Genomic DNA, 8,752 nt, shown 5'->3' with positions numbered 1-8,752 from the left:
GTGTTCCAGCGGCCCTTGGTGATGCCGATGGTGAACATGATGAAGAAGCTGTAGAGGCCGGTTTTTTCGACCACGACACCATGTTCGGTCAAGAACTTGCTGACGATGGATGCAGGAATACCGGTCTTGTCGAATTTGCCATCCAGATCCAGGCCCGGTGTGACGATGGTGGACTTGATGGGGTCGAGCATGTTGAAACCATCGGCCAACTGCTGACCAAAGCCGTGCCACTTGCTGGCTTTTTTGCGCGGGTCGTTGCGCAAGATCCAGTCGTCAGCGCGGCCAATGCCTTCTTCCGCAAACTTCTCGGGGCCCCAAACTTTGAACCACCAGTCTTTGCCGTACTCGGCGTCGATCTTGCGCATGGCACGGCGGAAATCCAAGGCTTCTGCGATGCTTTCTTCCACCAGTGCGGTGCCGCCGGGCGGCTCCATCATGGCAGCTGCCACGTCGCAGCTGGCAATGATGCTGTACTGCGGCGATGTCGATGTGTGCATCAGGTAGGCCTCGTTGAACAAGTGCCTGTCGAGTTTGACGTTTTGAGCGTCTTGCACCAGCACATGGCTGGCTTGGCTGATGCCCGCCAACAATTTGTGGATCGACTGGGTGGAATAAACCATCGACTCTTTGGGGCGTGCGCGCTTTTTGCCCATCGCATGGTAGGGGCCGTAAAACGGGTGGAAGGCCGCGTGCGGGAGCCAAGCTTCATCAAAATGGAGGTTTTCGACGTAACCGTCCAGCATGGTCTTGATGGTTTCGGTGTTGTAGAGCACACCGTCGTAGGTGGACTGGGTGAGCGTCATCACGCGCGGCTTGATCTTTTTAGGGTCCATGCCCTTGAGCAAAGGGTTGGCCTTGATCTTGGCCATGATGGCCGCAGGCTCGAACTCGCTCTTTGGAATCGGTCCAATGATGCCGAAATGGTTGCGCGTGGGCTTCATGAAGACAGGCACAGCGCCCGTCATGATGATCGCGTGCAAGATGGACTTGTGGCAATTGCGGTCCACCACCACCACGTCACCCGGCGCCACGGTGTGGTGCCAAACCATTTTGTTGGAGGTGCTGGTGCCGTTGGTCACAAAGAAGCAATGGTCGGCATTGAAAATGGGGGCCGCATTGCGCTCGCTCTCGCCAATAGCGCCGTTGTGGTCAAGCAACTGACCCAACTCTTCCACCGCGTTGCACACGTCGGCGCGAAGCATGTTTTCGCCATAAAACTGGTGGTACATCTGTCCCACAGGGCTTTTCAAGAAAGCCACGCCACCCGAGTGCCCTGGGCAGTGCCACGAGTAAGAGCCGTCTTCGGCGTAATCGAGCAACGCCTTGAAGAAAGGCGGCTGCACCCCTTCCAAATAGCTTTTGGCCTCGCGGATGATGTGACGCGCCACAAACTCGGGCGTATCTTCAAACATGTGGATGAAGCCGTGCAACTCTCGCAGGATATCGTTGGGCAAATGGCGCGAGGTTTTGGTTTCGCCATAGATGTAGATGGGCACATCGGCATTCTTGCGACGGACCTCGTCAATGAAGGCGCGCAAATTGATAACCGCGGGGTCCAAATCAGGGCCCGGCGAAAACTCTTCGTCGTCGATGGACAAAATGAAGGCGCTGGCACGGCTTTGTTGCTGCGCAAACTGCGACAAGTCCCCATAACTGGTGACCCCCAGAACTTCCAAACCTTCGGCCACGATGGCGTCTGCCAATGCACGAATGCCCAAGCCCGAGGTGTTTTCGGAACGGTAATCTTCGTCAATGATGACGATGGGGAAACGAAATTTCATGGACTGATCGGGCATTGCGCCAAGGGTGGGACAAAGAAATTCATGCGAAGGCGAAGTTTAAGGATAAAAAGTCGCTGCCAAACGGGACAAATCACAAAATGGCAAAAAACAGCAAGCGCACAGGCTGCCTCCGCACAGACAAGAATTGGCGTTGGGCGTCAAGAATGGACGGATCCACTGCTACAATCTGCCTCTTCGGAGCGGTGGATGAGTGGTTTAAGTCGCACGCCTGGAAAGCGTGTGTGGGTTAATAGCCCACCGCGGGTTCGAATCCCGCCTGCTCCGCCAGAAACCCAAAAAGCCTGCACATGTGCAGGCTTTTTTTCGTTTGTGCGGTCCATCTGAAGATGGAATGCGCCCTCAAAAAGGGCCCCCGGCCGGCGGGGGTTGTCAGATCAGCGAACCACAGCGATTTGTGAACGTTGGCCACCTTTGTAGGTGTACAAAGTCAATGCGCCATTTTTGATGTCGCCTTTTTCGTCAAACGCGATGTCGCCTGTCACGCCCTTGTAGGTGATGCTCTTGAGAGCAGGCAAGTACTTGGCAGGATCGGCAGAGCCGGCGTTGACCATGGCGGTGGCCATGACTTTGACGGCGTCATAAACGTAAGGGGCATAGACCTGCACGTCGGCGTTGAATTTGGCCTTGAAGTCGGTACGGAACTTGTCCATGCCCACTTTTTGCTCGCCTTCCACACCACCGGCTTCAGCGCACACCACGCCTTCGTCGCGCATGGCATCACCCGCCAACTTGGCCAACTCAGAAGTGCAGATGCCGTCGCCACCCATGAACTTGGCTTGGATGCCCAAAGACTTCATCTGACGCAACATGGGGCCAGCGACCGCGTCCATGCCGCCAAAGAACACGATGTCGGGCTTCTTGGCCTTGAGCGTGGTCAAGATGGCATTGAAGTCAGAAGCCTTGTCGGTGGTGAACTCGTGACCGACGATGGCGCCACCGGCAGCGGTGACCGCCTTCTTGAACTCTTCGGCAACGCCTTGACCGTAAGCGGTACGGTCATCGATGACGGCGATGCTCTTGCCCTTGAGGGTTTCAACCGCGTACTTGCCCAGAGTGCCGCCCAAGTGCACGTCGTCAGCCACCACACGGAATGCACCGGCGTAACCTTGACGGGTGTATTTGGGGTTGGTGGCGGATGGCGAAATCTGGGGAATGCCGGCCGTGTTGTAGATCTGTGAAGCAGGAATGGTGGTACCTGAATTGAGGTGACCGATCACGCCGTTGACTTTGGCGTCGACCAGTTTTTGAGCGGCAGCTGTGCCCTGCTTGGGATCAGCGGCATCGTCTTCGGTCAGCAATTCAAACTTGACAGTTTTGTCACCGATCTTCAGGCCAGCGGCATTGAGCTCTTCAATGGCCATGCGAGCGCCGTTTTCATTGTCTTTACCCAAGTGAGCAATGGCACCACTGACTGGACCCACGTGGCCGATCTTGACCACCATTTCGTTGGAAACCACTTCTTTTTTGCCACAAGCTGCCAAAACAACAGCAGCGGCAGCCACTGCGACCACGGTCAAAGAACGCGAACCAGAAAATTTCATACAAACTCCAAACAAAAAAATTGCTTCAATCAAGCAAGCCGCAAAGATACTTCAAATTCATGCACTTGTGGATCAGGGAAAACCAAAGGTACAGGCTTTTTCAAACAGTTTCAGGCGCTTGGTGGCGAGTTGACCTTGTGGTGCCAAGCCGTTTCAAGGGTGCGGTGAACCAAGCCTTCGGCCAATCGGTCGAACTCTGGTCTCAGTTGTTGCAACAATTCTGCCGACAAAGCCATGAAGGCTTGCTTTTCAGCAGCACGGGCATCCAATGCACTTACAACAGCTGGCGGGACGTCTTGTATCGGTTGGGTCAAGACGGGGATCTCGTCGGGCAATGGGCGCACGTCGGGCGTTGTATTAGATAAAGCGTTCATGGCTCTGTGCTTTTGGATAAGTCGTGCTGCACCAGGTCAAAACCCAGACTCTTGTAATGCTTCCAACGCTGGCGGGCTTGGGATTTGCCGTGCTCGTCATTGGAGACAATCTCAATCAGGCGCTCGAACCCCTCAAAACCGCCAGGCACCTCGTCGCCCAGATTCACCAAAACATCACTCGCTCCCCAAACCAAGGGGTCGGGGCCCAGGCCAATGGCGGAGGCCTCCTGAACTGCAGGGGAAGATTCCGGGGTGCAATGGCCCAAAAATGCCACATCTTGAAAGCGCCACAACTCGGCATCGAGTTGCCGCAAAGTGGCTGGGGCGCCCACCACCGCAATGCGCAGGTCCTGTGCACGCGCCTTGCGCAGCAGGCGGCAGGTATGCAGCAAGCGCTCGGAGGTATTGAAGTGAAATTCGATGCGGGTCATCACATCAAAGTGTTCTGGACCTTCAAGATTTGCGCGCAGCACGCGCCTTGGGCCGAGAAACTGCAGATCTGCTGGGGCTTGTCTTTGCGCCGGTTACAGCGCGTTTGGATTTGGTCGCGACAGAAGGCTGCGTGCCTGCTGCAAGCTGGGTCAGGTATTGCAACAACAAGCCAACAGGCCTACCCGTCGCACCTTTGGCGGCACCGCTGCGCCAAGCGGTGCCGGCGATGTCCAAGTGGGCCCAAGGAAAATTCTTGGCAAAGCGCTGCAAAAATTTGGCAGCCGTGACGGAGCCGGCTGCTCTTCCCGCCACGTTGGCGACGTCGGCAAAACGAGACTTGAGGCCCTCTGCGTAGTCATCGTCCAAAGGCATGCGCCAGCAAGTGTCGCCCGAGGATTCGCCGGCTTGGTGCAACTGCAGCGCCAGTGCGTCGTCGCTCGAAAACAAACCTGTTCGGACCGCACCCAGAGCGATCACACAGGCGCCCGTGAGGGTGGCAATGTCGATCACAGCTTGCGGTTTGAAACGCTCGGCATAGGTCAGTGCGTCGCACAGGACCAAACGGCCTTCGGCGTCGGTGTTCAAAATTTCAATGGTCTGTCCGCTCATGCTGGTGACCACATCACCGGGTTTGACCGCGAGACCATCGGGCATGTTTTCGGTGGCTGGAATCAGGCCCACCACGTTGATGGCGGGTTTCAAATGCGTCAAGGCCTTGAAAACGCCGAGCACGCTGGCCGCGCCACCCATGTCGTACTTCATCTCATCCATCTCTGGCGCTGGTTTGATGGAGATACCCCCGGTGTCAAAAGTGATGCCCTTGCCCACCAAAACAACGGGGGCTTGAGCGGCAGGAGCACCCTTGTAACGCATCACAATGAAACGCAGGGGCTCGGCAGACCCTTGGGCCACGGCCATGAACGCCCCCATGCCCAACTTGGCCACCTCTTTGGGGCCCAACACCTCGCATTGGAAAGCTTTGCCCTTGGCGATGTCTTTGGCCGCTTGGGCCAAATGGCTGGGTGTGGCGTGATTGGCGGGACGGTTGGCCCACTCTTTGGCCAACTCAATACCCGAAACCAAGGCTTGGACATGCTGTACGGCTGTCTCGTGGGCCGCGGTGGTGTTTTGAGCGCTGACCAACACCTGCTTGAGCGACCGGCTTTTGGGTTTGCTCAAAGTGGTGGTGTAGCTGTAACTGGCATCGGCCAGGCTGGACAAGGCCAGCTGAAGGCCTTGAGCCGTCGCATCCCCTGCCACATGCAGGCCCAAGTGCTTGATTTTGGTGGACTTGAGTGCACTCCAGGCCGATTGGACGGCGCTGCGGATCTGACCGGCTTGGTTGTCGCCGGTGCACACCACCACCAAATGACGAGGCGAGATGCCCGGCTGACAATACAGCGTCATGACAGCACCCGCCTTCAACTCGAAATCGCCTTGCGCCATGGCCTTGGCCACCCACCGGGTGACAGGGTCATGCCCTAAGGCATCTGGGACGGATTGACCGGGCCACAAAACGATCATGGCGTCGAGTTGACCCTGAATTGCACGCTCAAGAGAAAGCTTTTGGATTTCGAAGTTCATAATTCAGTTTTTCCAGTTTCGCCAATGTTATTCCATTCCTCCTTACGCAAAGACTTGGCACGCAACTTTGGTGCGACGCTCTTGATCCTCGTGACCATCGTCATGACGATCATCTTGATCCGTACCTTGGGACTGGCCAGCCGCGGTAGCGTGAACCCGTCGGAGGTGTTTCTGGTAATGGGCTTCAGTGTGTTGGGGCAAATGACCACGATCATCACGCTCAGTCTGTTCATTGCCAGTGTGGCCACTTTGTCCCGCATGTATGGTGAAAGCGAGATGGTCATTTGGTTTGCCAGTGGACAAGGTTTAGGGCAGTTCATTCGCCCGCTTTTCCGTTTTTCTTGGCCGATTTTTCTCGTGATCGGTCTGTTGTCACTGTTTGTCTGGCCTTGGAGCCACCAACAAATTCAGGACCTGCGGGAACGCTATGAGAAAAGAAACGATGTAGAGCGCATCGCACCGGGCCAGTTTCAAGAGTCGGCACGAGGCAACCGAGTTTTTTTCATCGACAAAGACAGCCCAGGCCAAGATTGGGGAAACAACGTTTTCGTCTCCAGCCGGGATGGTCGACTGGAAAGCGTGACCACAGCATCCCAAGGGCGCATCGAGTTTGTGGGGCCAGACCGCTTTTTGTTTTTAGAAAATGGCCAACAATGGCTGACCCATCTGGACACCGGTGAGACGCGATTAACCCAGTTTGAGCGTTACCAGCTCTTGATCGATACCGATTCAGCTCCCGTGGGCGGATTGCTCAACAGCCGCCAAAGCACCACCTTGCAACTGATCCAGCAACCCACTCTCAACAACCAAGCGGAATTGGCTTGGCGCGTGGGCTTGGTGTGCACCGCGGTCAACATGGTCCTTCTGGCGCTGGCCTTGTCTGCTGTCAATCCCCGAGTCGGCCGCAGTTACCACCTAGGTTTGGCCCTGTTTGTTTTTGTGGCTTATTACAACCTGCTGAATGTCGGTCAAAGCTGGATTAGCACCGGCCGCGTGAGCGTCCTGGGTTTTGTTTTCGGCTTGCATGGGGGTGTTTTGGCGATTTCGTTGATGTGGCTGTTTTGGCGCCACATGAATTGGAGTTGGCGCAATTGGGTACCCGTTTTACGACCCGCGCAAAGGACGGCATCATGAAAACCGTGCGTCGCTTGTTATTTGGCGAAATCATCCGGGCGGTGGTGTTTGTGGCTCTGGGTTTTCTCGCGCTCTTCTTGTTTTTTGACATGGTGGACGAGCTCCAGTCGCTGTCGAGATTTGGCAGCCAAGGCTACCTGCTGCAGCACGCACTGATTTACATTGCGCTCAAAATCCCCTCGCACCTCTATGAGTTGTTGCCCATCTCGGTCTTGATTGGCAGCATTTTTGTGATGGCCCGCTTGGCCCAAAGCTCCGAATTCACCATTTTGCGAACAGGTGGATTGGAGCCTTGGATGGCCCTGAGTTCACTCCTCAAACTGGGTCTGATTTTTGTGGGCTTGACCTTCTTTTTTGGCGATTACGCAGCCCCTTGGGCCGAGCGACAAGCCCAGCAGATCAAAGCCCCTTACCAAGGCCAGCTGACTTTGGGACAAACCGGCGCATGGCTGCGCGAAAAACAAGGCACCCAACAGTTCGCTGTGAATGTCCGACGCTTTGATGGCATTGACCAAATGGAGGAAGTACGCATCCACGCTTTCAATGAGCGGGGTCAGCTGCTGGCCATCACACATGCGCAAAAGGCTCAAATACAGGCGGGTCAGTGGCAACTCCAACAGGTGGACCACAAGTCCGTTTTGGCACCCAGCCCTCAACAAGCAGCGAAGTTCAGCGCCATCCAATTGGGCACCAAGGTCTGGACCACTGGCATCAGTTCAGACATGGTGGCTGCCGCCTTGCTCAGCCCAGACCGCATGAGCACTTGGGAATTGTTTGGCTACATGAGACATCTGTCGGTGAACAACCAAAACGCACAACGTTACGAAATCGAGTTTTGGCGCAAGGTGTTCTACCCCTTGAGTTGCTTGGTCATGCTGGTTTTGGCTTTGCCTTTTGCCTATTTGCACTTTCGCTCTGGCCAAATTGCCGGTCACGTGTTCGGTGGTGTTTTGGCGGGTATCAGCTTTGCGCTACTGAACAACGTGTTCAGCTTCATTGGTAACTTGCAAAACTGGCAACCTCTGCTGACTTCTGCTGCGCCTGCCCTTTTGTACAGTGCTGTTTCATTGGCTGCATTTTGGTGGATGGTGCTTCGGCGATGAATCCCAGTATCGACTCAGGCACCGGTGTGGTGCTGTTTGCCCATGGTTCGCGCGACCCTCTTTGGCGTTTGCCCATTGACGCCGTTGCCCAGCACATGGCCTCGCAATGGCCCAACATGTCTGTGGCTGTGGCTTTTCTCGAGCTGACCCAACCGGATCTGCCCAGCACCATCGAGCAAATGATGAAACAGGGTTTGTCGCATGTGCGCATCGTTCCCATGTTTTTGGGCGTGGGTCGACACGCGCGAGAGGATTTGCCAGAAATTGTGCTTGGTTTGACCGAGGCCTACCCCCAGATGCAATTCGAATTGGTGCCCGCCATTGGCGAACACCCTGCCATGACCTCTCTCATGGCCCACATTGCTGCAGGACAAATGAGCTGCCAAAAGACAAATAAAGCATAATTTAGGCAAAACATATAACCATAAGCATATGAACCTGCACCAATTTCGATTTGTTCAAGAAGCCGCTCGCCGCAACCTGAATTTGACTGAAACTGCCAAGGCTCTTCACACCTCGCAACCGGGCGTATCCAAGGCCATCATCGAGCTGGAAGATGAGTTGGGCATTGAAATTTTTGCGCGCCATGGCAAACGGCTCAAGCGCATCACAGAGCCCGGCCAACACGTGTTGCAAAGCATCGAGTTGATTCTGCGCGAGGTGAACAACCTGAAAAAAATTGGCGAGCAATTCAGCGCCCAAGACAGCGGTACATTGTCCATCGCCACCACCCACACACAGGCGCGTTATGTCTTGCCCCTGCCAGTGGCCAAGTTGCGTGA

The 8,752-nt window shown here is 55.5% G+C and carries 9 protein-coding genes and 1 tRNA gene; 5 read left to right on the top strand and 5 right to left on the bottom strand.

The genetic code is table 11. The annotated features are described in order from the left end of the window. Positions 1-1,781: Orn/Lys/Arg decarboxylase N-terminal domain-containing protein (locus ABWQ00_RS15360; RefSeq protein ID WP_353239533.1), on the bottom strand; the 1,781-nt coding region annotated here is incomplete at its 3' end. 197 nt (positions 1,782-1,978) lie between these two features. On the opposite strand from ABWQ00_RS15360, the gene ABWQ00_RS15355 reads away from it, so the two are divergent. Continuing rightward, positions 1,979-2,069, top strand: a tRNA-Ser gene (locus ABWQ00_RS15355). Between the two features lie 107 nt (positions 2,070-2,176). Here the strand turns inward: ABWQ00_RS15355 and ABWQ00_RS15350 are convergent. The 4 genes from ABWQ00_RS15350 to ABWQ00_RS15335 form a co-directional block, all read right to left on the bottom strand. Then, entirely contained in the window at positions 2,177-3,343 is a 1,167-nt protein-coding gene (locus tag ABWQ00_RS15350) for a branched-chain amino acid ABC transporter substrate-binding protein (protein WP_353239532.1), read from the bottom strand. Positions 3,344-3,453: 110 nt separating this feature from the next. Then, positions 3,454-3,717 carry a hypothetical protein gene (locus ABWQ00_RS15345; RefSeq protein ID WP_353239531.1) on the bottom strand — a complete coding sequence of 88 codons (264 nt, stop codon included), beginning with the start codon at positions 3,715-3,717 and terminating at the stop codon, positions 3,454-3,456. Further along, on the bottom strand, positions 3,714-4,148 hold the full coding sequence (locus ABWQ00_RS15340; protein ID WP_353239530.1) for a DNA polymerase III subunit chi: 435 nt from the start codon (positions 4,146-4,148) through the stop codon (positions 3,714-3,716). Before ABWQ00_RS15340 ends, ABWQ00_RS15345 begins: the two co-directional genes overlap by 4 nt. A gap of 22 nt (positions 4,149-4,170) precedes the next feature. After that, a complete protein-coding gene (locus ABWQ00_RS15335; protein ID WP_353239529.1) occupies positions 4,171-5,733 on the bottom strand; it encodes a leucyl aminopeptidase in 1,563 nt (520 codons plus the stop codon). A 24-nt stretch (positions 5,734-5,757) separates the two neighbouring features. Here ABWQ00_RS15335 and lptF point away from each other — a divergent pair, with 24 nt between their 5' ends. The 4 genes from lptF to ABWQ00_RS15315 form a co-directional block, all read left to right on the top strand. Continuing rightward, on the top strand, positions 5,758-6,867 hold the full coding sequence (gene lptF, locus ABWQ00_RS15330; RefSeq protein ID WP_353239528.1) for an LPS export ABC transporter permease LptF: 1,110 nt from the start codon (positions 5,758-5,760) through the stop codon (positions 6,865-6,867). Next, positions 6,864-7,970 (top strand): LPS export ABC transporter permease LptG, encoded by a 1,107-nt coding sequence (lptG, locus tag ABWQ00_RS15325; RefSeq protein ID WP_353239527.1) that lies wholly within the window; start codon positions 6,864-6,866, stop codon positions 7,968-7,970. Before lptF ends, lptG begins: the two co-directional genes overlap by 4 nt. Continuing rightward, positions 7,967-8,374: a sirohydrochlorin chelatase gene (locus ABWQ00_RS15320; protein WP_353239526.1), complete on the top strand. Its 408-nt coding sequence runs from the start codon at positions 7,967-7,969 to the stop codon at positions 8,372-8,374. The genes lptG and ABWQ00_RS15320 overlap by 4 nt, the downstream gene beginning before the upstream one ends. A 28-nt stretch (positions 8,375-8,402) precedes the next feature. Continuing rightward, positions 8,403-8,752: LysR family transcriptional regulator (locus tag ABWQ00_RS15315; RefSeq protein ID WP_353239525.1), on the top strand; the 350-nt coding region annotated here is incomplete at its 3' end.

The sequence above is a fragment of the Limnohabitans sp. genome (genome assembly GCF_040400975.1).
Classification (GTDB): Bacteria; Pseudomonadota; Gammaproteobacteria; order Burkholderiales; family Burkholderiaceae_C; genus Limnohabitans_A.
This window is presented reverse-complemented; position numbering and strand designations above follow the sequence as displayed.

What these genes read in the sequence shown, in the direction of transcription:
- ABWQ00_RS15350 (WP_353239532.1), bottom strand. Translation starts at nt 3,343, where the DNA reads ATGAAATTTTCTGGTTCGCGTTCTTTGACCGTGGTCGCAGTGGCTGCC.
- ABWQ00_RS15345 (WP_353239531.1), bottom strand. Translation starts at nt 3,717, where the DNA reads ATGAACGCTTTATCTAATACAACGCCCGACGTGCGCCCATTGCCCGAC.
- ABWQ00_RS15340 (WP_353239530.1), bottom strand. Translation starts at nt 4,148, where the DNA reads ATGACCCGCATCGAATTTCACTTCAATACCTCCGAGCGCTTGCTGCAT.
- ABWQ00_RS15335 (WP_353239529.1), bottom strand. Translation starts at nt 5,733, where the DNA reads ATGAACTTCGAAATCCAAAAGCTTTCTCTTGAGCGTGCAATTCAGGGT.
- lptF (WP_353239528.1), top strand. Translation starts at nt 5,758, where the DNA reads ATGTTATTCCATTCCTCCTTACGCAAAGACTTGGCACGCAACTTTGGT.
- lptG (WP_353239527.1), top strand. Translation starts at nt 6,864, where the DNA reads ATGAAAACCGTGCGTCGCTTGTTATTTGGCGAAATCATCCGGGCGGTG.
- ABWQ00_RS15320 (WP_353239526.1), top strand. Translation starts at nt 7,967, where the DNA reads ATGAATCCCAGTATCGACTCAGGCACCGGTGTGGTGCTGTTTGCCCAT.